This is a genomic window from Pseudomonas sp. LB3P25 (assembly GCF_054897985.1).
Genome location: NZ_CM142711.1, coordinates 2,724,317 through 2,749,855, shown reverse-complemented (window position 1 = coordinate 2,749,855; position 25,539 = coordinate 2,724,317). Strand labels below are relative to the sequence as shown.

Here is a 25,539-nt window from a genome sequence, read left to right as displayed (position 1 = left end):
TTTACCGATCCCCGGCACATGACAGGTGTCGTGCCGGGTGATGTTGGAGGTGCTACTTCATCATTTACGCGCCAACTTATACCTGAGGCAATCTTCATAAAAACTCTCGCGGATAGCCGCCGGCTTGATCCGCGACTTACTGTCATAGGTCTGCTCGGTAATGCCCATCGCCATCATGTGCATCCACGGCTTGCTGAACTTGTAGGTATGTAACTTCTGTCGCGCTGCATACAGTGAAACTCCAGACAGTTTGAGTTCCTGGGCTTTTGCCGCCGTACCCGCCCCCCAACTGCAAATATAACGATCATTCGATGCCAGCTCTTTGGCCTGGACAGTGGCGGCAACGCTCGCCAGACCTAACGAAATCAGCGCAATCACCACATTCCGCATTTGCATTCGATCCTAACTATCTGAAAATTAATTGATTCTGATCAAAAATTTCAGTCTTCGGGGCCAGCAAAATGCCTTAAGTGCGCTATCGCCTGTTTTCTCAGTGTCTTACGGACATTTCTGGCGAGATTTCAATCCTTGGCTATAGCTAACACCCTCTCAATGCAATCAAGTGAGGCAACGGAATGTCAGTCGCAAAGAAAATGACGGTAGGGCAACTGACAATGTTGACGGCCGTCAACATGTTGGGCTCAGGCATTGTGCTGTTACCCACAAAACTCGCCGAAGTCGGCGGCATTTCCATTCTTTCCTGGTTGATCACGGCCACCGGCTCCCTGGCGCTGGCCTATGCCTTTGCGCGCTGCGGAATGCTCAGCCGAAAGACCGGCGGCATGGGCGGCTATGCCGAATACACCTTCGGCAAGGCGGGCAACTACATCACGAACTACACCTATGGTCTCTCGCTGTTAATTGCCAATGTGGCGATCAGTATTACGGCGGTCGGCTATATCCAGGAGCTGTTCCATGTTGAACTGGGTTCACTGCAAGTGGGTCTGGCGACCATCGCTCTGTTATGGATCACCACCTTCGCCAACTTCGGCGGCGCACGTATTACCGGCCGGATCGGTGCGATCACAGTCTGGGGGGTGATTGCGCCGGTGGTGCTGGTGTCCACCATTGGCTGGTTCTGGTTCGACAGCAGTGTCTACGTCGCTGGCTGGAACCCGCACAACATGGGCTGGTTCGAAGCCGCAGGTGCATCGGTGGCGATCACCTTGTGGGCATTCCTCGGTCTGGAGTCGGCGTGCGCCAACACCGATGCCGTGGAAAATCCGGAGAGGAACGTACCGATTGCGGTACTCGGGGGCACCCTCGGCGCGGCGGTGATCTACATCGTCTCCACCAACGTCATCGCCGGTATCGTCGATAACCCTGAACTGGCCTCCTCCACTGCACCGTTCGGGCTGGTCTTTGCCAAGATGTTCACCCCTTTGGTCGGCGACATTGTGATGGCCGCGATGGTACTGGCGTGCATCGGTTCGCTGCTGGGTTGGCAATTCACCATCGCTCAGGTCTACAAAAGCTCCGCGGACACCGGTTACTTTCTGTCGATCTTTGCCAAGTCCAACAAGGCCGGCACGCCGATTGTCGGCATGCTGGTGCTGCTGGCAGTGCAGACGGCGCTGGCTTTTCTCACCATCAGCCCTGACCTGAGCAAGCAGTTCGACACCCTCGTCAACCTCGCGGTGGTCACCAACCTGGTGCCCTACATCCTCTCCATGGCCGCGTTGATGACCATTCAAAAGGTATCCAACGTTCCGGCGGGCACGGCGCTGGTGACCAACATCATTGCGTGGGTGGCGGCGGCTTACAGCTACCTGGCGCTGTACAGCTCGGGCGCGCAGGCACTGATGCTCGGCGGCGTGGCAACGATCTTTGGTTACACGCTGTTTGGCTTCGTCAACAACCGCCTGATCCGCCTCGAAGCGCTCAATAACAGCGTACCAACGCAGACCGTCAGCGCTCAGCACATCACGGGCGAGCCGGTGCCGGTCAATAACTTGCAAGCAGTCGCATTGGAGGCTCAATCATGACGGAATATAGACAGACGCTCGGCATGCTCACGCTGTTGGTCAGCAGCCCGCCGGACAAACGCACCGTCTTTGGTCGCGCCCTGCATCAGTTGATCAACGATGTGGAAGAACGCGCCGTCCGGGTACTGGCGTCGGAAACCTTGAGCGACGCCACGTCGATCCTGCGTTCGGACCCGGCCATTCAATGCGTGCTGCTCAGCTGGGAAATGGACAAAAGCGAAGGCCACGAGGAATGCATCCAACTGCTGGTCAGCCTGCGCGAGCGCAACACCCGGGTGCCGGTGTTTTTGATCAGCGACCGCAGCACCGCGTCGAGCATTCCGCTGGTGGTCATGCAACACGCCGACGACTTCATCTGGTTGCCCGAGGACACCAGCCGCTTCCTCAGCGGGCGCATCCTGGCGGCCATCGAACGTTATCGCCAAGCCGCACTCCCTCCCATGTTCGGTGCGCTGGTGAAGTTTTCCCGCACCTATGAATACTCGTGGCACACCCCTGGTCATGCCGGTGGTACGGCGTTTCTGAAGAGCACTGCGGGGCGCGCGTTCTACGAGTTCTTCGGGGAAAATCTGCTGCGTTCGGACCTGTCGATTTCGGTCGGCGAACTCGGTTCGCTGCTCGATCACAGCGGCCCCATCGGTCAGGGCGAGCGCTACGCCGCCAAGGTGTTCGGCGCCCACCGCACCTACTACGTCACCAACGGCTCGTCGATGTCCAACCGCGTCATCCTCATGGCCAGCGTCACGCGCAATCAGATCGCCCTGTGCGACCGCAACTGCCACAAGTCCGCCGAGCATGCGATGACCCTGTCCGGGGCCATTCCGACGTACCTGGTGCCGACCCGCAACCGCTACGGCATCATCGGCCCGATCCTGCCGCAAACCCTGAGCAGCGACGGCGTGAAAGCCGCTATCGCCAGCAACCCGCTGGTCAAGCAAGGCATCGACCCGACACCCGTCCACGCCATCATCACCAACTCCACCTACGACGGCCTGACCTACAACGTCACCCGCGTCGAAGAATTGCTGGGGCAAAGCGTCGATCGCCTGCATTTCGATGAAGCCTGGTACGGTTATGCGCGTTTCAACCCGCTGTACCGCGAGCGCCACGCCATGCACGGCAGCCCCGACGATCACGACGACTCGAAACCGACCGTATTCGCCACCCAGTCGACCCACAAGTTACTGGCCGCCCTGTCACAGGCCTCGATGATTCACGTGCGTAACGGCCGCAACCCGATCGAACACGGGCGCTTCAACGAGTCGTACATGATGCACGCCTCGACTTCGCCGAACTACGCGATCATGGCCTCCTGCGACGTCAGCTCGGCAATGATGGAAGCGCCCAGCGGCCAGATCCTGACCACTGAATCCATCGAAGAAGCCATCAGTTTCCGCCAGGTCGTCTCACGCATGCACAACGAGATGTTGAGCAAGGATGACTGGTTCTTTACCTGCTGGCAGCCGCCGACCGTGCAGGTTGGCGCGGCCACTGTGCCGTTCCATGAAGTCGACCCGGTGCTGTTGAAAACCGAGCCGAACTGCTGGGTACTGCATCCCAACGCGGTATGGCACGGCTTCGGCGACATCGAAGAAGGCTACTGCATGCTCGACCCGATCAAGGTCTCGGTGCTGAGCCCCGGCATGGGCGACGACGGCAACCTGCTCGAATCGGGGATCCCGGCTTGTGTGCTCACGGCGTACCTGGGACGTCAGGGTATCGTGGTCGAGAAAACCACCGACTTCACCATCCTGTTTCTGTTCTCTATCGGCATCACCAAAGGCAAATGGGGCACCTTGCTCAATGCCCTGCTCGACTTCAAACGCGACTATGACGACAACGTCGAACTGGAACTGTGCCTGCCGGATCTGCTGGCCGCCAACCAGACTCGTTACGCCGGCATGGGCCTCAAGGACCTGGCCGACGATATCTTCGCCGCCATGAAGAAACACAAAACCACCGCCAACATGGCCCTGGCGTTCGGCACACTGCCGCAAGCCGAATTCAGCCCGGTGGAGGCCTACGAAAAACTGGTCAGAAACGACATCGAACGGGTGACACTCGAAGAAGCCGCCGGGCGTATCGCCGCGACCGGGATCGTGCCCTACCCACCCGGCATTCCACTGCTGATGCCGGGCGAAAACGCAGGGCCTGCGCACGGGCCGTTGCTGGCCTATCTCAAGGCGCTGGAAAGCTTCGACAAATCCTTCCCGGGTTTCACCCATGACACCCATGGGATCGAAAGCGAGGGCGGGGTTTATCGCATGCTGGTGTTGAAATGAGCTAGCGCCCTTCAAGAACGTTGCACCCGGTCCGCTGGTGCGCTCGTCCTACCATGCGGACCAACAAGTTCAGGGAGGGCGTCAGGCCTCTTGAAGGTGCTCACGCAGGAACTCGCCGGCAGCTGGGCAACGCCGGAACGTGGTCAGTGGGTGCAAGTGCTGATGACGGCGCTTCATGGCTAAATACTTAGTGCTAGATTGGCAGAACGGCGATGGGCTGTGCTGCCAATCTTCGGTTCCCGGCGCAAGCCTGGCCGGCCCGAAAGCCACCAGGATCAACTGCCCTGATTCCCACACTCTGCAAACTTGCTGTAATCCAGCACCTTCTGCGTACCGCTCGAATCCAGATACGTCATCCGCGCATTCACAATCCCGCAATTCGCCCCGCCGTTTTCTACAGTAGAAATCACCTTCTTGATGTCCAGATGGGTGCCCGTCTGGACATCAGCGTGGGCGGAAAACGCGGCGACGTTCAGGACGGCGAAAAAGCTAGCGGCGAGCAGTTTGTTCCAGTTCATGATGATGCCCTCAGGGTTGCAATGGGTCGTGGTGCGAGGCAAGTTGTCTTGTCTCGATGGAACCCATTTAATCGACCCGAGGTATCTGCCATGTGTCGTAAAACCGGGGCTTTTAAGGCGTAAGGTGTCACAGAGGGCACTGGATACAGTGCGATACAAAGGCCGGCATACAGGTGCGGCGCGGCTCCCTGGAATGCGCGACGTGCGAATAACAAGAGGGTTGAGCGATGGAACATGTGAACCACATCCTGATCGTCGACGACGATCGCGAGATCCGCGAACTGGTCGGCAATTACCTAAAGAAGAACGGCCTGCGCACCACAGTGGTTGCCGACGGCCGGCAAATGCGCAGCTTTCTCGAAGCCAACACCGTGGATCTGATCGTGCTCGACATCATGATGCCCGGCGATGACGGCCTGCTGCTGTGCCGCGAATTGCGCTCGGGCAAACACAAAGCCACACCGATCCTGATGCTCACCGCACGCAACGATGAAACCGATCGCATCCTCGGCCTGGAAATGGGTGCCGACGACTACCTGACCAAACCCTTCGCCGCCCGCGAACTGCTGGCGCGGATCAATGCCGTGCTGCGCCGCACCCGGATGCTGCCGCCGAACCTGTTGATCACCGAAACCGGCCGGCTCTTGGGTTTTGGCCGCTGGCGCCTGGACACCACCGCCCGGCACTTGCTCGACGAAGACGGCACGATGGTGGCCCTCAGTGGCGCCGAATACCGACTGCTGCGGGTATTCCTCGATCACCCGCAGCGGGTACTCAGCCGTGACCAGTTGCTCAACCTGACCCAGGGCCGCGACGCCGACCTGTTCGACCGTTCCATCGACTTGCTGGTCAGCCGTCTGCGCCAGCGATTGATGGATGACTCGCGGGAATCGACCTACATCAAAACCGTGCGCAGCGAAGGCTACGTGTTCTCCTACCCGGTGGAATTGATCGGCGCAGAATCCTGAAATTCGCCCTGCGTTGGCCGTTTATCGCGTGGAAAACTCGCGCAACCGCGACGGCTGCGATTTGTGCGCCGAATTAACCCTGGACCCACATATCTTGTAGCAGCTGCCGAGCCTGCGAGGCTGCGTTCGGCTGCGTAGCAGTCGTAAGTCCGGTAAATGCGGTTTGCCTGATACAACGCGACAGCAGGTTTTACGACTGCTACGCAGCCGAACGCAGCCTCGCAGGCTCGGCAGCTGCTACAGAGTTGTGTATCGCAGTGTGTCAGCAGGGCCTTGTGATACATGGGCTTTAACTCGACCGATGTTTCGAAACAGGCCAGATACGTCGTTGCGATCAACTGTGAGCATTGCCCACCACGGTTGAGAATTTCCCATGTCAGACACCATCAACAGCAAACGCCGGCAGCTCCTGCAAATCGCCGGCATCGGTGCGGCGAGCCTTGCCGCGAGCAGTTTGTTGAACATCGGTACGGCCCAAGCGGCGACAACGCCGGCTAAACCCACAACTGTGCTGGCACCGATCAAACAGATCCGCGCCGGCGTCCTCGACATCGGCTACTACGAGGCGGGCCCGAAAACCGGCCCGGTGGTGCTGTTGCTGCACGGTTACCCCTACAGCATCCACAGTTTTGAAGAAGTCGCGCCGATCCTCGTCGCTCGCGGTTTTCGAGTGATCGTCCCGCACCTGCGCGGTCACGGCACTACTCGCTTCATCGACCCGGCCACCCTACGCTCAGGCCAGCAAGGTGCAATCGGCGCCGATGTGATTGCCTTGATGGACGCCTTGAAGATCAAGACCGCCGTATTCGCCGGTTTCGACTGGGGCGGCCGTGCCGCCTGCGTGGCCGCCGCCCTTTGGCCTGAACGCTGCACCGGGCTGGTGTGCGTCAACAGCTATCTGGTGCAGGACATCGCCCATGCCACGGCACCGATCCCGGCGAAGATCGAATCGGGTCTTTGGTATCAGTATTACTTCCAGACCGAACGCGGCCGCCTTGGTCTGACCGCCGACCGCACCGGCATCGCCAACGTCATCTGGACCCGCAACTCGCCGGGCTGGCACTTCGACGACGCCACGCTGGCGCGCACCGCCGCCTCTTTCGATAACCCGGACTATGTTGATGTGGTGATTCACTCCTACCGCCATCGCCTCGGCCTGGCCGACGGTTATCCGGCCTACGTCGAGATCGAGAAACGCCTGGCCGCCCTGCCACCGATCACGATGCCGGCGATCACCCTCGATGGCCTCACCGACGGCAACTACCCGGCGGGCGATGGTTCTTCGACGGCCAAGCGCTTCACCGGCAAACGGATTCACCGTCAGGTGCCGAACGCGGGGCACAACCTGCCACAGGAAGCGCCGCAAGCCTTTGCTGATGCGGTGATCGATGTTGCGGCGCTTTAAGCGTTGGTTTGCCTATCCGAGGATCAGATTCCAGCGCTGACTCAGGGCTGATTCATTGCCCGGCGGCCACCAATTCCATGACCGCATCGGCAAAAGCTTGCGGCGCTTCCTGGGGCAGATTGTGTCCGGCGCCGTCGATCACCCGGTGCGTGTAGGAACCGCTGAATTTCGTTGCGGCCATCGTGCCGTCGGTGGCCGGTACGACACCGTCGGCGCCGCCTTCCAGATTCACCGTCCGCACGCCAATCATCGGCTGCGGCGCAAGGCGTTTCTCAAAGTCCTCGAACTTCGGAAAACCCGGCGCCAGGCTCAGGCGCCAGCGGTAGTTGTGAATCACAATATCGACGTAATCTGGATTCTCGAACGACGCCGCCGTGCGGGCGAAGGTCGCTTCGTCGTAGTGCCAGCTCGGTGAATTGGTGGTCCAGAGGATTCGCGCGATGTCCGCGCGATTGGCGGTCAGCCCGGCCCGGCCGCGTTCGGTGGCGAAGTAGTACTGATACCACCAGCTCTGCTCGGTCTTGGCCGGCAGCGGCACCGTCGCGTTGCGCACCAGGTCCTGGATCAGGTAACCGTTGACCGTCAGCAGGCCCGTCAACCGTTCCGGCCACAGCGCCGCCATGATGCAACCGGTCCGGGCGCCCCAGTCGTAGCCGGCCACCACCGCCTTATCGATCTTCAGCGCATCCATCAGGGCGAGCATGTCGCTGGCCACCGCTGACTGCTGACCGGAACGCGGTGTGGCCGCGTCAAGAAAACGGGTCGAGCCGTGCCCGCGCAAGTGCGGCACGATCACTCGGCAACCCTTGGCCGCCAGCAGCGGTGCGACGTCTATGTAGCTGTGAATGTCATAGGGATAGCCGTGCAGAAGCAGCACCGCCGGTCCATCCTTGGGTCCCGCCTCGTAGTAGCCGACATTCAGTTCACCGGCGTCGATCTGCTTGATCGGCCCAAGGCTTGGGGGTTTGGCATCGGCGGCGCAGACAACGCCCATGTAGTTCAACTGCGCTGCGACGACGCTGGCAACGGCGACCCCGACGGCCGCCCTGCCGAGGAACATCCTGCGATCCACATCAATAGACTCTGCCATGGGAACTCCGATGACAACGGGATAGGTCCGGAAATCATAGTGGGTATTTTTCGAAGGGTTTTGTATCCGTCTGTATAAGAGCTCCCGCCAGATACGCAGAAGCCGATTTCGGCGCGTTCGAGCACACATCACCGATACACCCCGGCGTTTAACTGTGAACACCAGATAGCAGCCGCTACTGACCCACTCAAACTCAAGCGCACGGAGAATCACCCATGTTCAACTTCTCGAAAGTCTCGTCCCTGGCACTCGGTCTGGCCCTGGCAGGCGGCCTCGGCCTGTCGAACCTGGCCTCGGCCAACACTGTGAGCGCTGTGTCCCACAGCCAAAGCCAGCAACTGCTGGTAGAAGGTGGTTCGGATCGGCTGCAACAGAATCGCGTGGCCGAAGGCGGTGCCGACCGTCTGCAAGAACTGCGCGAACGTTTCGCGCTGATCAGCCCGGGCAACGCAGTACGCGGCGGTGTGGTCGTCGCGGAAAACCGTGCCGAGTTCGGTTCGAAATATCAGCGGTATTGATTGCGGTCTTCAGCACAACAAAGATCAACTGTGGGAGCGAGCTTGCTCCCACATTTTCACTGTGTTCCGTCAGACAAAACCCATCTGCATCCACCCATGCATGACGACCATCCGTCCTGAAGTCTGACGCAATAGTCCGACAATTCCTCGGGACAGTTGCAGCACGCCCGTACTAAGATTTGCACTTCACTTCATCAAGGACGATTCATGAAGCGCATTGCCGGTTGCCTGTTGTCTTTTCTGACCTTTACGGCGGTCGCGGCTGATCTGAATATGCTCACCGACAACCATCCGCCCCTGCATTTTCAGCAAGGTAACCAACTGGTGGGGTTTGGCGTGGACGTGGTGCAGGCACTGGCCGAACGCACCGGCGACCAGGTGCACTTGCAGCAAGTCCCTTTGCTGCGCGCCCTGCGCGTTGCCACCACCGAACCTGCCACCGGGGTGTTTACGGTGTTGCGCACCGCCGAGCGCGATGGCCTGTACCAGTGGGTCGGTCCGCTGATGGACGTGGAAACGGCGCTTTATTCCGCTAACACCCAGCAACCGGTGCGCAGTTTACAGGACGCCAGCACCCAGGGCCGTATTGCCGTCCCGCGAACATGGCTGGCTTACGACTACCTGCGCAAGCAGGGTCTGAACAATCTGTACGGTGTGGAAACACCCGAACAAATGATGCGTCTGGCACGTCTGGGCCGCATCGAATTTGTGGTGGCCGACACCCTCTCCATCGCCACCCTGGCCCGTGAAGAAGGCTTGGCGCCCAGCCAGTTGCACTATCAGATGCCGCTGATGAAGCAAGGCACCTACATCGCGTTTTCCCCGCAGACCGATGCGCGGCAGGTGGCGCGTTGGCAACAGGCGCTGGACGAGATGAACCGCGATGGGCGTCTGGAACAACTCAAGCAGCGCTGGCTCAGCGACAACACTCCCCGCTGACGGTGGATTAACGCGCTCGATAACAACTATGCGTCAGGGTGTTTTTTCATCGCGGCGCTCCAGCACTACATTGGCCCCATCTTCTCCCCACGCTCTGGAGCATCATCATGAAAAGTATCATCGGTCTGGGTTTTGCCCTGTCGGTGCTTGGCGCTACCTCCGCCATCGCCGCCCCACACACCACCTCGCAAGTCGTTGCAACGGCTAAAGTCAGCCAACCGGCCACACTGAACGTGAACACCGTCGGCGTTGATCACAAAGACAGTCAGGCGAGCACACTCTATGTCGCTGAAAACCGCCCTGAGTTCGGGTCGAAGTATCAGCGTTATTGATCAACGGCTTTGCGCCGCTTGAAACAAGAAACCCCGGGGAGATCCGATCTCCCCGGGGTTTCTTCATATTAGCTGATCACCGATATCCGTAGCGGCTGCCGATGTGGTGAGGGGATTTATCCCCGTTGGGCTGCGAAGCGGCCCCTGTTTTTCCAGCCACACCGCGTCCAATGGATTACGACGGCTTCGCCGCCGAACGGGGATAAATCCCCTCACCACATCGGCAGCTGCTACAGGGATGGCGTTGTTGTCAGGCGAACGGCGAGGGCCTTGGCCTGGCTCGCGACGTCGGTCACTGCGGTGCTTTCCCACCACATGCCGCGCAACGGTGGGCCCATGGCGAACAGACGGCTGGCGACGTGTTCATCGGCGCCCAACACCGCGCCATCGACTGCCGCCGCAATCCCCAGCGCCAACGGCCCCGGCCGGACAAGTCCGCGCGCCAGCAGTTGCTGTGGCAGCGGTCGGGCGACCCGTCGCCAGTCGTATTCGATGCCGCTGGAATTGATCAACGCCGCGCCGCTGACAATGGTAGTTTCTGCTTCACCACGACGCCGAATGCGGATGCTCACTGCTCCGTCCGCTGAGGGCTCCAACCCTTTGAACGACGCCGCCTGAATCCGCAACCGCCCGTCCTTGTGCAACCGCGCCACCAGTTCGGCACTCAACGGCGGCGAGCGGTGGTGATGGCTTTCCCACCACGGCCGCACATGCCGCACAAACTGGCGACGCTGCACGTCCGTCGCCTGATTCCACAAACGGCCAATGTGCGCCCGTACGGTGTCGAGCGGCGCCTGCCAGTCGATGCCTTGGGCGATGGCGTCCCGGCAATGCCGACGCAGTTCGCGCACCAGCTGTCGCGGTGTGCGAATGCTCTGATCCTCGGCGAGAAAATCCACCCAGACCGGAGGTTGCCGACGCACGTGAGGCAGCAAGCCATGCCGGGAAAACACTTCGATCGGCCCGCGATGCCCGGCCTGTTCCAGCGACACCACGGCATCGACCATGGTCAGGCCCGAACCGATGATCAGCACGGTCGACTGCGGATCGAGTTGTTGCATGGCGGCGACATCCCACGGATCAAGTGCAGCGGCGTTCAAGCCGCTGGACTCGGTCTGTGGGGTACGCGCAGCGGGGAACATCCCCGTGGCCAACACCGCATAAGCGCCCTGCACGTGTTGCCCGTCACTCAACGTCAGCAACACAGAATCGTCCTGGGTTTGCAGGTCAACCACCTCAGCCCGCACATGCTCGACCGTTGACCCGTTCAACGCCCCCACCGCTTGCGCTTCCGCCAGGCGCTGCTGCACGTACAGGCCGAAAATCCCCCGCGGCGGGAACAATTCGCTGACCGGCACATGTTGCTCGTCAGACTCCGGCCAGCCGCCGGCCGCGATGTACTCGGTCAGCCATTGGGTCAGGTCGTCGGCGTTGTCCGGGTCGACGCTCATCCGCGCCGCATTGCCGTTGAGCGTATGGCCCAACTCGACCGCGCTGTACGCCTCGCCCCGTCCCAGTTCGGCGCGGGGTTCGATCACCAACACCTGGCGTTTGCCCGGCAGGCGCAGCAACTGCGCCGCCAGCATTGCACCGCTGAGGCCGCCGCCGACGATCAGGATGTCTGCGTGGCGGATGGCGTCGGTGGCCTGTCCGCGTTGGGTTTCAGTCATGGCGTTCTCACTGCTCAGTGTTTGCCTAAATAGAAGTCATGCAGATCGCCCCGCGCCAACAGCGCCTCCCGGACAGCACCACTCGGCCGGTGTCGAGGACGTAGGCCGTCGATGCGTACTTGAGCGCCACATTAATGTTTTGCTCGGCAACCAGGAAGCTCACCTGCTCCTCGCTGGGCGACGATCTCGAAAATCTCCTGGACGATAATAGGCGCCAAACCCATGGAAGGTTCATCAAGCAGTACCAAAGTAGGACGCGTCATCAAGGCCCGGCCGATGGCGACCCTCTGCTGGCCGTTGAAGGACAGGGAAATACCGCTGACGTGCAGGATGGAATCGGTCGAGCTCATGCGATGTCCCGTTTGAATTCGGTGAGCCAGGCAGGCGCAGGTTGAGCCTCTGGGGTGCGCGTGGCTTGCCAGATGAAATGCAGGTTGTGGAAACCCAGCAGTCGGCGAACGCGGTTTTTGATCAGCCGTTGCAGGCCTTTTTCCGGGTGGGCGATGGCCCAGTCGCAGAGGCGGCGGCGCCAGGTGCCAAGCGGGGCGAGACGGCTTTCGATTTCTGCGGCCAATAGATGCAGGCGCTCGGCCGACAGCAGCAGGCCGGAAGGTGCCACTTCACAACGGTCGCGGCTGGCGCTGCCGGGGCTTTCCGGGAAGGCCAGGGAGTCGCCGCTGGTCAGCCATTGTTCGAGCAAAACGCTGAGGCCGGCCTGCCATTGGGTGCCCTCTTCGCTCCACAGTTGCGGGCCTTGCCACCAACGGTTGAGGCGTTGCGGAGGTTCTACCGGGCCGAGCAGTTCGGGGAAATTCAGCAGCGATTGGCATTGGCTGAGCCAGAGTTGTTGCGTCTGACGTGCCTGGACGAACGCGTGAGTAGGACGACTGCGCCATAGGACTTTGTGCAGAGCTTCTGCATCGAGGTTGTCCGGTAGCGTCAGCAATTGACCGCCGATGTGCTGCGCCGCCAGGGCCAGCAGCAACAGATTCGGTTCAAAGGCGCCGCTCAGCGCCAGACGCGATGCTTCGGTGAATCCTTGCTGACGCAACCCGTCGGCCAAACGCTCGACATCGCGCAAGGCATCGATCCAGCGCCAGACGAACCACTGACCATGGCGCTTGTGCCGCAAGGCCGGTTGCAAGGGGCTGACCTGAGCCCAGTGGCGCAATTGCTCCAGAGCCTTGGGCAGATCGACCCTCCACTCAGCAATATCCGCGATTGTCGGACGTTTGAGTTCATGCACGCTCATGGGATTGACCTCCTGTTCATGGGCAAAAGCGCGCGGTGGTCCGCCGGGCTGAGATCTATGGAACGACGCTGATCCAGCGTGGGAGCGAGCCTGCTCGCGAAAGCGGTGGATCAGGCAACATCTATGTTGAATGTGCCGGCCTCTTCGCGAGCAGGCTCGCTCCCACATTGGATCAGCGTCGGGCCCACTATTTGTGTGCGCCGCCGCCCCCCTGTGGGAGCGAGCCTGCTCGCGAAAGCGGTGGATCAGGCACTCCCACAGGGGATTTGTGTGGTTTTCGAGTGTTCTACGCAGTCGCGACTTTCTTTTCTTGCTGCCGCAACGCCGCCAGGATTCGATAACCCGCTCCCGGATGAATCTCCGGCAATCGCGGCCCGTCCCCAAATAACTTCTCGCGCAAGGTCCCCGGCGCGTATTCGGTCTTGTATACCCCGCGCTTCTGCAACTCCGGCACCAGCAACTCCACGGCGTCGATGAAGGTTTCGTGGGTCAGTGCATAGGCCAGGTTGAAACCGTCCACATCGGTCTCCTCGACCCACTCCTGAAGCAAATCGGCGACGGTCTCGGGGCTGCCGACAAACAACGGACCAAACCCGCCGATGCCCACCCAGTCAGCCAGTTCGTTGGGCGTCCAGACCTTGTTCGGGTCCGCCGTGGAGAACGCTTCCACCGCCGATTGAATCGCGTTGGTGTGCACGTGCTTGAGCGGTTCATCCGGTTTGAACTGGCTGAAATCGATCCCGGTCCAGCCAGAGATCAAGGCCATGGCGCCTTCGTAACTGACCCAGGTTTTGTATTCCTCAAACTTGGCTTTGGCCTTGGCGTCGGTCTCGCCGAGAATCACGGTTTGCAGGTTGAAGATCAGAATCTTCGACGGATCACGCCCGGCCTCGGCAGCGCGGCGGCGGATGTCGGCAACGGTTTTCTTCAGCAGCACTTTCGACGGCGCAGCGACGAACACACACTCGGCATGCTCGGCCGCGAATTGCTTGCCGCGACTCGATGCACCGGCCTGATACAACACGGGCGTGCGTTGCGGCGACGGCTCGCAGAGGTGAATCCCCGGCACCTGGAAGTGTTTACCGACGTGCCGGATCTCGTGGACTTTGCTCGGGTCGCTGAAGGTCCGCCGCTCACGATCCCGCAGAATCGCGCCCTCTTCCCAACTGCCTTCCCACAGTTTGTAGCAAACCTCCAGGTACTCTTCGGCGAAGTCGTAACGGGCGTCGTGTTCGGTCTGGTTTTTCTGGCCGAGGTTCTTCGCACCGCTTTCCAGGTAAGAGGTGACGATGTTCCAGCCGGCGCGGCCCTTGGTCAGGTGGTCGAGCGTCGACAGGCGTCGGGCGAACGGATACGGGTGTTCGAAGGACAGCGAGGCGGTCAGGCCGAACCCCAGATGCTCGGTGACCAGCGCCATGGGCGGAATCAATTGCAGCGGGTCGTTGACCGGCACCTGCGCCGCCTGACGGATCGCCGCGTCACCATTGCCGTTGTAGACGTCGTAGATGCCCAGCACATCGGCAATGAACAAGCCGTCGAACTTGCCGCGCTCGAGAATTTTCGCCAGATCGGTCCAGTACTCCAGATCCTTGTATTGCCACGAGCGATCCCGCGGATGCGCCCACAGACCCGGCGACTGGTGACCGACGCAGTTCATGTCGAAGGCGTTGAGACGAATTTCACGGGCCATCAAATAGCACTCCGAACGCTTGGAGGATGGATGCCGTTGAGGCGAAAGTTACCGATGAGATGGAGTTTCCAGCGCAGCGGATCATCCAGCAATCCGGGCAACACGGTGCGTTGGCCGGTGAGTTCGAATTCGGCGTTGCTGACGGCATTTAAAGCGTCCGCACTGGCCAGGTGCGACTCGGCGATGGCGACGCTGATTTCCGTGTCGTCATCCACGCTGTTCAGAAAATCTTCGGCGCGTTCGAGCAGCGCGGCGGCGACTTCGATGCGGATGTGCAAATCACCGAAGCGGCTGATGACGAAAGGATCATCCAAGGATGGGGTCTGCTGGCGGACGAAACGCAACGTCGCATCGAACAAGCTGCGAGCGTTGTGCAGGTCGTGCTGACTTTTGGCCAGGGGCTGCCCGGCAACAATCGGTTGGGTCAAAGCGTTCATGGTGGGCTCCTCAGTTCCAGGCGTGGCGCGCAGGCTTCACGCCGTTGAGCAGGTAGTTACCGATCAGGTGGTATTTCCAGCGAGCCGGATCGTGCAGGGTGTGCGTCCGGGCGTTGCGCCAGTGGCGGTCGAGGTTGTATTTGCCGAGCACCGAGCGAGTACCGGCCAGTTCGAAGAGTTTGCTGCTGGCAAGCAAGGCGATCTCGGCGGACAGCACTTTGGCCTGGGCGACCACTACCGAAGCACGGGCCACCGTGTCTTCATTGGGGTTGAGCAGTGCATGGTCGATTGCGCGGCCAGCCTTTTTGAGGATCGCTTCGGTGCCGTGGACTCGCCATTCCAGGTCGCCAATCGCAGCGATGCTGAACGGGTCCTGCCAGCCGTGATCCTGCCCACTGTCGATCCATGGCCGGGCTTCGCGGGCGTAGCGTTTGGTTTCTTCCAGGGCACCGACGGCGATGCCGGTGTCCACAGCCGCCTGAATGATTTGCGAGATCGGACCGTCGGCGGTGGGTTCGTCGAAGGCCTTGTGAGCCGGGATCACGGCGTAGAGTGGGACTTTCACCGCGTTCAGGGTGACACCGCCGCTGGCCGTGGTGCGCTGGCCAAAACCGTCCCAACTGTCGATAACGGTCAAGCCGGGATTGTCGCGTTCGATGAAAGCAATGAAAGCCTTGTTCTCTTCATCGACCGCCACGGCCGGCACGATGTGCGCGAACAGGGCGCCGGTACAGTAGAACTTTTCGCCATCGATTTGCGCGGTGTCTTTATCGAAACGGATTCGGGTTTCGAAGGCCCCGGCGTTTTTGCTTTTGGATTCAGAGAAGGCGTTGCCGAAACGGTAGCCCTGCAGGACTTTACCGAAGTAGTAACGCTTCTGCTCCTCGGTGGCGGTTTGCAGCAGGATGTCGAGCACGCCGAGGTGGTTTTGCGGGATCTGGCCGAGGGACGAGTCGGCAGCGGAAATGATCTTGATCACTTCGGCGATGGTCACGTAGGAGACGCCGGCGCCGCCGTATTCCTTGGGAACGGTGATGCCCCAGAGACCGCTGGCAGAAAACTCGTCGAGCTCGGCGACCGGCAGGCGTCGGTCACGGTCGCGGACGCTGGCCTCGACGGCGAAGCGTGCGGCGAGCCTGTGCGCGACGGCGATGGCTTCAGCGTCAGAGTGGATGACGTGGGCGGTGCGAGGGGGTTGGTCAGAAAATGTCATGGCGAGACTCCGGCGTCGGGTGAACACCCAATAGCCAATACAGAAGTCGTGCCAATTAATTTTTTACTTATTTATCAACGCGCCACCACAAAAAATTACATCGAACTGTAAGAGCAAGCGAAACAAACTGTAGGTTCACTGTTGCTCGAGAAACACTTGTGACAGCAATTGTTCAACCCCGTTAGAGAAGTCAAACAATTGCACTTGAGTCACTCAGACAGAATGCAAAATGTCATATTCGTTTGTTTCAGACGGAAGAGGATTAAGACCTCCCACGTAAATGATGTATTTAAACGCCTTATTGGCTCCTGTGTGATCCAGTAATTTTTCCCTTGACACCAGGACTTTATAAAAACCATTTTGCGGTTCCCCAACGGGTACGCGGGGTACAACCGCCTCATCCTCAATGAGCACTCTGACTTGGTCATTAAGATGCGGGTCAGAATGAACGGGAATGAGTGCGGTAGCGCCTAGAGGCGGAACATTCGTCAGTTTAATTTCTTTTCCTTCTGCTTCTTGGATCGTAAGCGGTATTAAAGCCATTTTTAAGTTCCTTCAGTTGACGTTCGAAAAGTTCTTCTGCCCATCAGACAAGAACTGGTAGCAGCGCTGAACTCCATTTGAAGGGCAATCGCTCTGCCCGTCTACTGTCAGAAATAACAGGTAGCTAATCGTTTCCGATGAGCGGTAGTCCGCAGTCAAATCACCACGTTGCGCACAAACCGCGCCGCCACCGTCCCATCATTGCGATAAGAATGCGGCTGGTTGCTGGGGAACATGTAGAACTCACCGGCAGCAATGTGCTGCGGCGTGTCGCCCAGCATCAGGGTCAGGCAGCCTTCAAAGACAAAAATCTGCTCGCTCCAGCCATCGGCATCCGGTAGCGACGGATAAACCTCACCCGGTTGCAGGCACCATTCCCACTGTTCTACTTCTCGAGTGGCGGTAGCTTTAGACAGCAAGACGGCTTTACTGCCGGGAATCTTTCCGGCCCAGGCCACTTCGTTGATGCGGCTCGGGTCACGGGCGTCCGGGGCCTGGATCAGATCGCTGAGCGCCACGTCCAGCGCTTCGGCCACGCGGTCGAGGGTAGTCAGGCTGACGTTCTTTTCGCCGGCCTCGATGGCCACCAGCATCCGGCGGCTGACCCCGGACTTTTCGGCCAGCGCGATCTGGCTCATGTCGGCCGCATGGCGCAAACGTCGAACGTTCTGGCTGACGTGCTGAAGGACCGAAGCCCGCTGCGTGGAATCTTTGTGCACTATATTGCTCACTTGATGGGGTTGGGCAGTATACTGCGCAACATTCGGCGCATTGTGCGTCCCCCTCAGGTAGCGCGCAAGGTCATGACGTCGGTGAATACCTCTCACACTTCCCCCTGTTTCTCGCGGTTCAGCAAGGCCGAGTGCGTGCTGGTGCTGATCACCGTGGTCTGGGGCGGCACCTTCTTGCTGGTGCAGCATGCAATGACCGTCAGCGGGCCGATGTTTTTCGTCGGCCTGCGCTTTGCCGCGGCGGCGATCATTGTTGCGCTGTTTTCCTGGCGACACCTGCGGGACCTGACGTTGTTCGAATTGAAGGCCGGGGCCTTTATCGGCGTGGCGATCATGCTCGGCTATGGTTTGCAGACCGTCGGGTTGCAGAGCATTCCCAGCAGTCAGTCGGCGTTTATTACTGCGTTGTACGTGCCCTTCGTGCCGTTGCTGCAATGGCTGGTGCTGGGGCGGCGTCCGGGGCTGATGCCGAGCATCGGGATCATGCTGGCGTTTACCGGGTTGATGTTGCTGTCGGGACCGGCCGGCGCATCGTTCAATTTCAGCCCGGGTGAAATCGCGACGCTGATCAGCGCCGTGGCGATTGCGGCGGAGATCATTCTGATCAGCACCTATGCCGGCCAGGTCGATGTGCGACGGGTGACGGTGGTGCAATTGGCGGTCACCTCGGTGCTGGCGTTTTTGATGGTGGTGCCGACTCAGGAAAGGATTCCGGACTTCTCCTGGCTGCTGTTATGCAGCGCGTTGGGCTTGGGCGCGGCCAGTGCGGCGATTCAAGTGGCGATGAACTGGGCGCAGAAGAGTGTTTCGCCAACGCGGGCGACGTTGATTTATGCGGGCGAGCCGGTGTGGGCCGGGATTGTCGGGCGGATCGCGGGTGAGCGGTTGCCGGCGATTGCGCTGGTTGGGGCGGGGTTGATTGTGGCGGCGGTGATTGTCAGTGAGTTGAAGACCAAGGGTAAGGCTGCCGCAGCTGAAGAAGAGTTGGAGCAGGAAACGCAGGGTTAAGCCGCACTATCTGTGGCGCCTGATAGATAGCCTTCGCGAGCAGGCTCGCTCCCACATTGATTCTGTGTTGTACCGCAATGGTGTGAACACAGCTGGACCCTGTGGGAGCGAGCCTGCTCGCGAAGGGGCCGGAACGGTTGAAACCGGTCCCTGGAAACAATGTGAATCAGGTTTTTTCCGTCTACCTTGTAGGATTCTGCGACAGCTTGGCGTTTGGTGATCCGGGAACTGGCACGTATGATGCTTCACAAACTTCCGCAGATTAGAAGCCTATGTCCCTGATAGTTCTACTGCTTCTGCCTTTTATCGGCAGCTGTCTGGCAGCCTTGCTGCCGCACAACGCGCGTAACACCGAATCTTTGTTGGCTGGCCTGGTTGCCTTGATTAGCACCATCCAGGTCGCCCTCTTGTACCCGCAAATCGCCCATGGCGGCGTGATCCGCGAAGAATTTTTCTGGTTGCCCAGCCTGGGCTTGAACTTCGTGTTGCGCATGGACGGTTTCGCCTGGCTGTTCTCGATGCTGGTGCTGGGCATCGGCACGCTGGTTTCGTTGTACGCCCGCTACTACATGTCGCCGGACGATCCGGTGCCGCGGTTCTTCGCGTTTTTTCTGGCGTTCATGGGCGCCATGCTCGGGCTGGTGATCTCCGGCAACCTGATCCAGATCGTGTTTTTCTGGGAACTGACCAGCCTCTTTTCGTTCCTGCTGATCGGTTACTGGCACCACCGCGCGGATGCGCGTCGCGGTGCTTATATGGCGCTGATGGTCACCGGCGCAGGCGGTTTGTGTTTGCTGGCGGGGGTCATGCTGCTCGGCCATGTGGTTGGCAGCTATGACCTGGACAAGGTCCTGGCCGCCGGCGACCTGATTCGCGCGCACGCCCTCTACCCTATTCTGCTCCCCCTGATCCTGATCGGCGCCCTGAGCAAAAGTGCACAATTCCCCTTCCACTTCTGGCTGCCCCACGCCATGGCGGCGCCGACACCGGTTTCGGCCTATCTGCACTCGGCGACCATGGTCAAGGCCGGGGTCTTTCTGCTCGCACGGCTGTGGCCGTCGCTGTCCGGCAGTGAAGAATGGTTCTACATCGTCAGCGGCGCCGGTGCCTGCACCCTGTTGCTCGGCGCGTACTGCGCGATGTTCCAGAACGACCTCAAAGGGTTGCTGGCCTACTCGACCATCAGCCACCTGGGTCTGATCACCCTGCTGCTGGGCCTGAACAGTCCGCTGGCCGCCGTGGCCGCGGTGTTCCACATTCTCAACCACGCCACGTTCAAGGCTTCGCTGTTCATGGCCGCCGGGATCATTGACCACGAAAGCGGCACCCGAGACATCCGCAAGCTCAGCGGCCTGATCAAGCTGATCCCGTTCACGGCCACCCTGGCCATGGTCGCCAGCGCGTCCATGGCCGGTGTGCCGCTGCTCAACGGCTTCCTCTCGAAAGAGATGTTCTTCGCCGAAACCGTGTTCATCAATGCCACGGCCTGGATCGAGATGACGCTGCCCATCGTCGCGACCATCGCAGGGACCTTCAGCGTCGCCTATTCGCTGCGCTTTACCGTCGACGTGTTCTTCGGCCCGACCGCCACCGACCTGCCGCACACCCCACACGAACCGCCGCGCTGGATGCGCGCACCGGTGGAGTTGCTGGTGTTCACCTGCCTGGTCGTGGGAATTTTCCCGGCGCAGGTGGTCGGCCCGTTGCTGGCCGCGGCTGCCCTGCCGGTGGTGGGCGGCACGTTGCCGGAATACAGCCTGGCGATCTGGCACGGCTGGAACGCGCCGATGATCATGAGCCTGATCGCCATGTCCTGCGGCATCGTGCTTTATCTGCTGTTGCGCAATCAGCTCAAGCGGGGGCGGTTCAAGTACCCGCCGATGATTGGCCAGTTCAACGGCAAGCGCCTGTTCGAACGCAGCCTGGTGATCATGATGCGCCTGGCCCGTCGTCTCGAGCGGCGGATCAGCACCAAGCGCCTGCAAACCCAATTGTTCCTGGTGGTGCTCGCGGCCGTGTTGGCCGGGTTGATCCCTATGCTCCACAGCAGCCTGAGCTGGGGCGACCGGCCGAAGATTGCGGGTTCGATCGTGTTCGTGATCCTCTGGCTGCTGGCGATTGCCTGCGCCCTCGGCGCGGCATGGCAGGCCAAGTATCACCGGCTCGCGGCCCTGACCATGGTCAGCGTCTGTGGCCTGATGACGTGCGTGACCTTCGTCTGGTTCTCGGCGCCGGACCTGGCCTTGACGCAACTGGCGGTCGAAGTGGTGACCACGGTGCTGATCCTGCTGGGCCTGCGCTGGTTGCCTCGACGGATTGAAGAGGTCTCGCCGCTGCCAAGCAGCCTGCGTAAGGCACGCATCCGCCGTATCCGCGACTTGCTGCTGTCGACCGTGGTGGGCGGCGGCATGGCGTTGCTGGCTTACGCGATGCTGACGCGCCAGACCCCGAACGACATTTCTTCGTTCTACCTCAGCCGCGCCCTGCCCGAAGGCGGCGGCAGCAACGTGGTCAACGTGATGCTGGTGGACTTCCGCGGCTTCGACACCCTTGGTGAAATCACCGTGCTGGTGGCCGTGGCCCTGACGGTATTCGCCCTGCTGCGTCGCTTCCGCCCGCCAAAAGAAAGCCTGCAGTTGCCGGCCCAGCAACGTCTGCTGGCACCGGACGTGGTCACCGATCTGGTCAATCCGCGTCACGCCAGCGATACCGCGCTCGGCTTCATGATGGTGCCGGCGGTGCTGGTTCGTCTGTTGCTGCCGATTGCATTTGTCGTGTCGGTCTACCTGTTCATGCGCGGCCACAATCAGCCGGGCGGCGGTTTTGTCGCAGGTCTGGTGATGTCCGTAGCGTTCATCCTGCAATACATGGTCGCCGGCACGCAGTGGGTCGAAGCGCAAATGAGCCTGCGACCGCTGCGCTGGATGGGCACCGGGTTGCTGTTCGCCACGGTCACCGGGCTTGGGGCAATGGCGGTCGGTTATCCGTTCCTGACCACCCACACCTGGCATTTCGAACTGCCGGTGTTCGGTGACATTCACATCGCCAGTGCGCTGTTTTTCGACATTGGCGTGTACGCCGTGGTGGTCGGTTCGACCCTGTTGATCCTCACCGCGCTCGCTCACCAATCGGTACGGGGTCACAAGACCGCTGCCCTGCCCAGATCCGTCGCCACGCAAGGAGCCGTCTGATGGAAGAAGTCATCGCAATCGCCATCGGCGTGCTGGCCGCGTCCGGCGTCTGGCTGATCCTGCGGCCACGGACGTTTCAGGTGGTGATGGGCCTGTGCCTGCTGTCCTACGGCGTCAATCTGTTCATCTTCAGCATGGGCAGCTTGTTCATCGGCAAGGAGCCGATCATCAAGGACGGCGTGCCGCAAGATCTGCTGCACTACACCGACCCACTGCCGCAAGCGCTGGTGCTGACCGCGATCGTGATCAGCTTCGCCATGACCGCACTGTTTCTGGTGGTGTTGCTGGCCTCCCGGGGCCTGACCGGTACCGACCATGTGGATGGCCGGGAGCCTAAAGAATGAATCTGATGCCGCACCTGATCGCTGCACCGATTCTGCTGCCGCTGCTGACCGCCGCCGTGATGCTAATGCTGGGGGAAAAACACCGTCCGCTGAAGGCCAAGATCAACCTGTTTTCCAGCCTGGTGGGGTTGGGCATTGCCGTGCTGTTACTGCAATGGACTCAGGAGACGGGCGTCCCCGGCTCCATCGGCGTGTACCTGCCGGGCAACTGGCAGGTGCCGTTCGGTCTCGTGCTGGTGGTCGATCGTCTGTCGGCACTGATGCTGGTGCTGACCGGGATCATCGGCGTCAGCGCCCTGCTGTTCGCCATGGCCCGTTGGGACGGCGCCGGTTCGAGTTTCCACGCGCTGTTCCAGATCCAGATGATGGGGCTTTACGGCGCGTTCCTGACCGCGGACCTGTTCAACCTCTTTGTATTTTTTGAAGTGCTGCTGGCGGCCTCTTACGGCCTGATGCTCCACGGTTCGGGCCGGGCACGGGTGTCGTCGGGGCTGCATTACATCTCGATCAACCTGCTGGCTTCGTCACTGTTTTTGATCGGCGCGGCGCTGATCTACGGCGTCACCGGCACCCTGAACATGGCCGACCTGGCGTTGAAAATTCCGTTGGTGCCGGAAGCCGATCGCGGCCTGCTGCATGCCGGCGCGGGGATTCTGGCCGTGGCGTTCCTGGCCAAGGCCGGGATGTGGCCGCTGAACTTCTGGCTGGTGCCGGCCTATTGCGCGGCGAGCGCGCCGGTGGCGGCGATGTTCGCGATCATGACCAAGGTCGGCGTTTATACCTTACTGCGCTTGTGGACCCTGCTGTTCTCCGGCCAGGCCGGTGCCTCGGCGTACTTTGGCGGCGACTGGCTGATCTACGGCGGCATGGCGACCATCGTCTGCGCGGCGGTGGCGATCCTGGCCGCGCAACGACTGGAGCGTCTGGCCAGCCTGAGTATTTTGGTGTCGGCCGGAATTCTGCTGTCGGCCATCGGTTTCGCCCAGCCGAACCTGATCGGCGCGGCACTGTTCTATCTGGTCAGCTCGACCCTGGCGTTGAGCGCGCTGTTCCTGTTGGCCGAGTTGATCGAGCGTTCGCGTTCGGCCAATGAAATGCCGTTGTTCGATGACGGCGATCTGCTTCCGCGACCGATGGAGTCCTTGCAGCCGCCCAAAGGCATCAACCTCGATGACGAGCAGAAAGCCGTGGTCGGCCAGGTGATTCCCTGGACCAAGGCGTTCCTCGGGTTGAGCTTTATTGCCTGCTCGCTGCTGATCATCGGCATGCCGCCGCTCTCGGGATTCATTGGCAAACTCGGCTTGCTCAGCGCCCTGCTCAATCCGCTGGGCCTGGGCAATGGCAGCGATGAGCCGGTCTCAAACGCCGCATGGGGCTTGCTGGCGTTGCTGATTCTCTCCGGTCTGGCGTCGTTGATTGCCTTCTCGCGTTTGGGCATCCAGCGCTTCTGGACACCCGAGGAGCGGCCGTCACCGTTACTGCGACGTTTCGAATGCGTGCCGATCATTGCGCTGCTGGGCTTGAGCATTGCGCTGACCTTCAAGGCCGAACCGCTGCTGCGTTACACCCAGGCGGCCGCCCAAGCCTTGAACAACCCGCAGCAATATGTGATGGCGGTGCTCGGCACCCGCACGATTCCGAGTCCGGAAGCCAAAGCCGCGGTAGCGGAGGTCACACCATGAAGCGTCTGTTTCCTGCTCCGTGGTTGTCGCTGGCGCTGTGGTTGCTGTGGCTGGTGCTGAACCTGTCGATGAGCCCCGGCAATCTGCTGCTGGGCGCGGTGCTGGGGTTCTGCGCACCGTTGATGATGCGCAAGCTGCGACCGCTGCCGATCCGCATTCGTCGACCGGGCGTGATTGTGCGTTTGTTCTTTCTTGTCGGTCGCGATGTGGTGGTGTCCAACCTCGCCGTGGCCTGGGGCGTGCTCATCGCCGGTCGACGTCCACCGCGTTCGCGCTTCATCAAGGTGCCGTTGGAACTGCGTGACGCCAACGGCCTGGCCGCGTTGTCGATGATCTGCACGGTGATTCCCGGCACGGTGTGGTCGGAACTGGCGCTGGACCGCAGCATTCTGTTAATGCACGTCTTCGATCTGGATGACGAAGCGCTGTTCATCCAGCACTTCAAGGCGACCTACGAGCGCCCCTTGATGGAGATCTTCGAATGAGCGCCTTGCTGTCGAACGCAATCCTGCTGAGCCTGTTCATCTTTTCCCTGGCAATGATTCTGACCCTGATCCGGCTATTCAAGGGGCCGTCGGCCCAGGACCGGGTTCTGGCGCTGGATTACCTGTACATCATCGCGATGCTGATGATGCTGGCGCTGGGCATCCGTTATGCCAGTGACACTTACTTCGAGGCGGCGTTGCTGATTGCGCTGTTCGGCTTCGTCGGCTCGTTTGCCCTGGCGAAATTCCTGCTGCGTGGCGAGGTGATCGAATGAGCGCGGAACTGTCTTTGTGGGTTGAGATTCCGGTGGCGGTCCTGCTGGTGCTCAGCAGTTTGTTTGCGCTGGTCGGCGCTGTCGGGCTGCTGCGGATGAAAGATTACTTCCAACGCATGCACCCGCCGGCGCTGGCGTCGACATTAGGCGCCTGGTGCGTGGCGCTGGCCTCGATCATTTACTTTTCGGCGCTCAAGTCCGGGCCGGTGTTGCATGCCTGGCTGATTCCGATCTTGTTGTCGATTACGGTGCCGGTGACCACGTTGCTGCTGGCGCGGGCGGCGCTGTTTCGCAAGCGCATGGCGGGGGATGATGTGCCGGCTGAGGTGAGCAGTCGGCGCACTGAGAGCGGGCGTTAAGTTCAGAGACTTGTATTGATTGTAAGGGACTCTTCGCGAGCAGGCTCGCTCCCACAGTTGATCTCTGTCAGACACAAAATCTGTGTTCACTGAAAATCCAATGTGGGAGCGAGCCTGCTCGCGAAGAGGCCGGCCCGGGCAACTTAGATCCAGGCGACTGCCAACAACCCCGCCCCCAACACCACACACAACGGCGAATAGGCCCAGGTATCAAGCCGGGCAAACTTCGAATCCTTCACCTGTTTGAAGAACCCCATCAAATTCGAATCGCCGATCGCCCTGGCGAACATCAGCATCGCAATGGCGCTGATCACCCATTGCAGCGACCAGTGATTCACCGTCGGCAGATACAGGCCGACCCGCAAGCACACCAGCATCGCAATCAGCAGTAACCCGACCGCCACCAGCAACGTGGCAAAGCCTGAAGGCTTGAAGGCCGGCCTGGATTCCCCTCCGTCCTCTGCGGACATTCGCGGGACCGCCGCCTCGCTACCCAACTTGCCACCTGCCGCCCAGTACAGGTGGATCAGGCTGATCAACAGGAAGATGGCAGCCATCCATTGCGCGATCAATAGGCTCATGTTCAGACTTCCAGCGTGAAATGTCGCAGCAGGATGAACTT

The 25,539-nt window shown here is 60.6% G+C and carries 25 protein-coding genes and 1 pseudogene; 14 read left to right on the top strand and 12 right to left on the bottom strand.

Going from position 1 to position 25,539, the window contains the following annotated elements; translation table 11 throughout:
- Nucleotides 1–60: 60 nt before the first annotated feature.
- Nucleotides 61–390 (bottom strand): hypothetical protein, encoded by a 330-nt coding sequence (locus tag ACYZTW_RS12405; protein ID WP_462005093.1) that lies wholly within the window; start codon nt 388–390, stop codon nt 61–63.
- Between the two features lie 185 nt (nt 391–575).
- On the opposite strand from ACYZTW_RS12405, the gene potE reads away from it, so the two are divergent.
- Together potE and ACYZTW_RS12395 are read left to right on the top strand one after the other, a co-directional pair.
- Nucleotides 576–1,985 (top strand): putrescine-ornithine antiporter, encoded by a 1,410-nt coding sequence (gene potE, locus ACYZTW_RS12400; protein WP_462005092.1) that lies wholly within the window; start codon nt 576–578, stop codon nt 1,983–1,985.
- Nucleotides 1,982–4,267, top strand: coding sequence for an Orn/Lys/Arg family decarboxylase (locus ACYZTW_RS12395; RefSeq protein ID WP_462005091.1), 2,286 nt, complete (start codon nt 1,982–1,984; stop codon nt 4,265–4,267). The genes potE and ACYZTW_RS12395 overlap by 4 nt, the downstream gene beginning before the upstream one ends.
- 275 nt (nt 4,268–4,542) lie before the next feature.
- Here the strand turns inward: ACYZTW_RS12395 and ACYZTW_RS12390 are convergent, their stop codons facing one another.
- Entirely contained in the window at nt 4,543–4,785 is a 243-nt protein-coding gene (locus ACYZTW_RS12390) for a DUF2790 domain-containing protein (RefSeq protein WP_462005090.1), read from the bottom strand.
- A 227-nt stretch (nt 4,786–5,012) separates the two neighbouring features.
- Between ACYZTW_RS12390 and ACYZTW_RS12385 the strand changes: the two genes are divergently transcribed.
- Both ACYZTW_RS12385 and ACYZTW_RS12380 read left to right on the top strand, forming a co-directional pair.
- Nucleotides 5,013–5,753 carry a response regulator gene (locus ACYZTW_RS12385; protein ID WP_462005089.1) on the top strand — a complete coding sequence of 247 codons (741 nt, stop codon included), beginning with the start codon at nt 5,013–5,015 and terminating at the stop codon, nt 5,751–5,753.
- 373 nt (nt 5,754–6,126) lie between these two features.
- On the top strand, nt 6,127–7,158 hold the full coding sequence (locus tag ACYZTW_RS12380; protein WP_462005088.1) for an alpha/beta fold hydrolase: 1,032 nt from the start codon (nt 6,127–6,129) through the stop codon (nt 7,156–7,158).
- A 52-nt stretch (nt 7,159–7,210) separates the two neighbouring features.
- On the opposite strand, the gene ACYZTW_RS12375 is transcribed toward ACYZTW_RS12380, so the two are convergent.
- Nucleotides 7,211–8,248 (bottom strand): alpha/beta fold hydrolase, encoded by a 1,038-nt coding sequence (locus tag ACYZTW_RS12375; RefSeq protein ID WP_462005087.1) that lies wholly within the window; start codon nt 8,246–8,248, stop codon nt 7,211–7,213.
- Nucleotides 8,249–8,463: 215 nt separating this feature from the next.
- On the opposite strand from ACYZTW_RS12375, the gene ACYZTW_RS12370 reads away from it, so the two are divergent.
- The 3 genes from ACYZTW_RS12370 (at nt 8,464) to ACYZTW_RS12360 (ending at nt 10,037) form a co-directional block, all read left to right on the top strand.
- Nucleotides 8,464–8,766 carry a phage infection protein gene (locus tag ACYZTW_RS12370; protein ID WP_462005086.1) on the top strand — a complete coding sequence of 101 codons (303 nt, stop codon included), beginning with the start codon at nt 8,464–8,466 and terminating at the stop codon, nt 8,764–8,766.
- Between the two features lie 207 nt (nt 8,767–8,973).
- A complete protein-coding gene (locus ACYZTW_RS12365) occupies nt 8,974–9,705 on the top strand; it encodes a substrate-binding periplasmic protein (protein WP_462005085.1) in 732 nt (243 codons plus the stop codon).
- Nucleotides 9,706–9,812: 107 nt separating this feature from the next.
- Nucleotides 9,813–10,037: a hypothetical protein gene (locus ACYZTW_RS12360; RefSeq protein WP_462005084.1), complete on the top strand. Its 225-nt coding sequence runs from the start codon at nt 9,813–9,815 to the stop codon at nt 10,035–10,037.
- Nucleotides 10,038–10,267: 230 nt separating this feature from the next.
- On the opposite strand, the gene ACYZTW_RS12355 is transcribed toward ACYZTW_RS12360, so the two are convergent.
- The 8 genes and pseudogenes from ACYZTW_RS12355 to ACYZTW_RS12320 all read right to left on the bottom strand — a co-directional run bounded on the left by ACYZTW_RS12355 (nt 10,268) and on the right by ACYZTW_RS12320 (nt 17,561).
- Nucleotides 10,268–11,707, bottom strand: a complete 1,440-nt coding sequence (locus ACYZTW_RS12355; protein WP_462005083.1) for an FAD/NAD(P)-binding protein — start codon at nt 11,705–11,707, stop codon at nt 10,268–10,270.
- A 14-nt stretch (nt 11,708–11,721) separates the two neighbouring features.
- A pseudogene (locus tag ACYZTW_RS12350) lies at nt 11,722–12,057 on the bottom strand (ATP-binding cassette domain-containing protein).
- Nucleotides 12,054–12,959 (bottom strand): AMP-binding protein, encoded by a 906-nt coding sequence (locus tag ACYZTW_RS12345; RefSeq protein WP_462005082.1) that lies wholly within the window; start codon nt 12,957–12,959, stop codon nt 12,054–12,056. The pseudogene ACYZTW_RS12350 and the gene ACYZTW_RS12345 overlap by 4 nt, the downstream one beginning before the upstream one ends.
- Nucleotides 12,960–13,245: 286 nt before the next feature.
- Nucleotides 13,246–14,649: an LLM class flavin-dependent oxidoreductase gene (locus tag ACYZTW_RS12340; RefSeq protein WP_462005081.1), complete on the bottom strand. Its 1,404-nt coding sequence runs from the start codon at nt 14,647–14,649 to the stop codon at nt 13,246–13,248.
- Nucleotides 14,649–15,086 carry an acyl-CoA dehydrogenase gene (locus ACYZTW_RS12335; protein ID WP_462005080.1) on the bottom strand — a complete coding sequence of 146 codons (438 nt, stop codon included), beginning with the start codon at nt 15,084–15,086 and terminating at the stop codon, nt 14,649–14,651. The genes ACYZTW_RS12340 and ACYZTW_RS12335 overlap by 1 nt, the downstream gene beginning before the upstream one ends.
- 10 nt (nt 15,087–15,096) lie before the next feature.
- The gene (locus ACYZTW_RS12330; RefSeq protein ID WP_462005079.1) at nt 15,097–16,299 is read right to left on the bottom strand and encodes an SfnB family sulfur acquisition oxidoreductase; all 1,203 of its coding nucleotides are present in this window, start codon (nt 16,297–16,299) and stop codon (nt 15,097–15,099) included.
- Between the two features lie 213 nt (nt 16,300–16,512).
- The gene (locus tag ACYZTW_RS12325; protein ID WP_462005078.1) at nt 16,513–16,842 is read right to left on the bottom strand and encodes a hypothetical protein; all 330 of its coding nucleotides are present in this window, start codon (nt 16,840–16,842) and stop codon (nt 16,513–16,515) included.
- A gap of 155 nt (nt 16,843–16,997) precedes the next feature.
- A complete protein-coding gene (locus ACYZTW_RS12320; RefSeq protein ID WP_462005077.1) occupies nt 16,998–17,561 on the bottom strand; it encodes a helix-turn-helix domain-containing protein in 564 nt (187 codons plus the stop codon).
- Nucleotides 17,562–17,576: 15 nt separating this feature from the next.
- Between ACYZTW_RS12320 and ACYZTW_RS12315 the strand changes: the two genes are divergently transcribed.
- The 7 genes from ACYZTW_RS12315 to ACYZTW_RS12285 all read left to right on the top strand — a co-directional run bounded on the left by ACYZTW_RS12315 (nt 17,577) and on the right by ACYZTW_RS12285 (nt 24,917).
- Nucleotides 17,577–18,581, top strand: coding sequence for a DMT family transporter (locus tag ACYZTW_RS12315; RefSeq protein ID WP_462005746.1), 1,005 nt, complete (start codon nt 17,577–17,579; stop codon nt 18,579–18,581).
- A 272-nt stretch (nt 18,582–18,853) separates the two neighbouring features.
- Complete coding sequence (locus tag ACYZTW_RS12310) at nt 18,854–21,772, top strand: monovalent cation/H+ antiporter subunit A (protein WP_462005076.1); 2,919 nt, start codon at nt 18,854–18,856, stop codon at nt 21,770–21,772.
- Nucleotides 21,772–22,116 (top strand): Na+/H+ antiporter subunit C, encoded by a 345-nt coding sequence (locus tag ACYZTW_RS12305; RefSeq protein WP_007986256.1) that lies wholly within the window; start codon nt 21,772–21,774, stop codon nt 22,114–22,116. The genes ACYZTW_RS12310 and ACYZTW_RS12305 overlap by 1 nt, the downstream gene beginning before the upstream one ends.
- Nucleotides 22,113–23,798: a monovalent cation/H+ antiporter subunit D gene (locus tag ACYZTW_RS12300; RefSeq protein ID WP_462005075.1), complete on the top strand. Its 1,686-nt coding sequence runs from the start codon at nt 22,113–22,115 to the stop codon at nt 23,796–23,798. Before ACYZTW_RS12305 ends, ACYZTW_RS12300 begins: the two co-directional genes overlap by 4 nt.
- Nucleotides 23,795–24,283, top strand: coding sequence for a Na+/H+ antiporter subunit E (locus ACYZTW_RS12295; RefSeq protein WP_462005074.1), 489 nt, complete (start codon nt 23,795–23,797; stop codon nt 24,281–24,283). Before ACYZTW_RS12300 ends, ACYZTW_RS12295 begins: the two co-directional genes overlap by 4 nt.
- Nucleotides 24,280–24,558: a K+/H+ antiporter subunit F gene (locus ACYZTW_RS12290; RefSeq protein WP_008151692.1), complete on the top strand. Its 279-nt coding sequence runs from the start codon at nt 24,280–24,282 to the stop codon at nt 24,556–24,558. The genes ACYZTW_RS12295 and ACYZTW_RS12290 overlap by 4 nt, the downstream gene beginning before the upstream one ends.
- Nucleotides 24,555–24,917 (top strand): Na+/H+ antiporter subunit G, encoded by a 363-nt coding sequence (locus tag ACYZTW_RS12285; RefSeq protein WP_462005073.1) that lies wholly within the window; start codon nt 24,555–24,557, stop codon nt 24,915–24,917. The genes ACYZTW_RS12290 and ACYZTW_RS12285 overlap by 4 nt, the downstream gene beginning before the upstream one ends.
- 143 nt (nt 24,918–25,060) lie before the next feature.
- Here ACYZTW_RS12285 and ACYZTW_RS12280 read toward each other — a convergent pair whose 3' ends face one another.
- Nucleotides 25,061–25,498, bottom strand: a complete 438-nt coding sequence (locus ACYZTW_RS12280; protein WP_462005072.1) for a DUF3995 domain-containing protein — start codon at nt 25,496–25,498, stop codon at nt 25,061–25,063.
- Nucleotides 25,499–25,539: the final 41 nt, after the last annotated feature.